Source organism: Arthrobacter ipis (genome assembly GCF_014694315.1).
GTDB lineage: Bacteria > Actinomycetota > Actinomycetes > Actinomycetales > Micrococcaceae > Arthrobacter > Arthrobacter ipis.
Genome location: NZ_JAAOXD010000001.1, coordinates 345,160 through 346,622 on the forward strand (window position 1 = coordinate 345,160; position 1,463 = coordinate 346,622).

General features: G+C 65.1%; 1 pseudogene. It reads right to left on the bottom strand.

The features are described from left to right. Positions 1 to 1,463, bottom strand: a pseudogene (locus tag G9E11_RS01535) (pyruvate dehydrogenase (acetyl-transferring), homodimeric type); the annotation flags it as partial.

Genomic DNA, 1,463 nt, shown 5'->3' on the forward strand with positions numbered 1-1,463 from the left:
AGGCCAGGACGAGGTCCCGGTCCACGGACAGGTAGTTCTGGCCCTTGGGGTTGTAGATCTTCGCCGTCGGGAAGAACGCATCCATGCCGAAGGTCCGCGATTCATCCGGCACGATCGGGACAATGCGGTGCCCGAACTTCTTGTCGCGGAGCAGGTCCTTGAGCAGGCGCACGAATGCCATGGTGGTCGCGGCCTGCTGTTTCCCCGAACCGCGCTTAGCGACGTCGAACGTTTTGGGGTCCGGCATTTCAACCGCACCGGGGCCGGAACGCCGTTCCGGCACCGAGCCGCCCAATGCCTTCCGCCGCTCCAGGAGGTAGGCAATCTCGGGCGCATCCGGACCGGGGTGGTAGTAAGGCGGCCGGTAGGGATCCTCTTCGAGCCGGGCGTCGGAAATTGGAATTCTCAGGTAATCCCTGAATTCCTTCAGGTCGTCCAGGGTGAGTTTTTTCATCTGGTGGGTGGCGTTGCGGCCTTCGAAGTGCGGGCCCAGGCCGTAGCCCTTGACCGTTTTGGCCAGGATCACGGTGGGTTTGCCCTTGAATTCGGTCGCGGCCTTGTACGCGGCGTAGACCTTGCGGTAGTCGTGCCCGCCGCGCTTGAGGTTCCAGATCTCGTCATCGGTCAGGTCGGCGACGAGGTCCTTGGTGTGGGGGTCCTTGCCGAAGAAGTGTTCGCGGACGAACCCGCCGGATTCGGCCTTGTAGGTCTGGTAGTCCCCGTCGGGGGTTTCGTTCATGATCTTCACCAGCGACCCGTCGGTGTCGCGGGTGAGGAGGTCATCCCATTCCCGGCCCCAGACGACCTTGATGACGTTCCAGCCCGCGCCGCGGAAGAACGCCTCGAGTTCCTGCATGATCTTGCCGTTGCCGCGCACCGGGCCGTCCAGGCGCTGGAGGTTGCAGTTGATCACGAAGTTCAGGTTGTCCAGGTTCTCGTTCGCGGCGAGCTGGAGCAGGCCGCGGGACTCGGGCTCGTCCATTTCGCCGTCGCCCAGGAACGCCCAGACCTGCTGGTCGGCGGTGTCTTTCAGGCCCCGGTTGTGCAGGTACCGGTTGGACTGGGCCTGGTAGATCGCGTTCATCGGGCCGATGCCCATCGACACGGTCGGGAATTCCCAGAAGTGCGGCATCAGCCGCGGGTGCGGGTAGGAAGAGAGGGCGTGGCCTTCCTTGGACTTTTCCTGCCGGAACCCGTCCAGGTCTTCCTCGGACAGGCGGCCTTCCATGAACGCGCGGGCGTACATGCCCGGGGACGCGTGGCCCTGGAAGAACACCTGGTCCCCGCCGCCGGGGTGGTCCTTGCCGCGGAAGAAGTGGTTGAACCCGACCTCGTACAGGGTCGCGGCGCCGGCGTAGGTGGAGATGTGCCCGCCCACCCCGATCTCGGGCCGCTGCGCCCGGTGCACCATCACCGCCGCGTTCCAGCGCATGTAGGCCCGGTAGCGGCGCTCGTACTCCTCA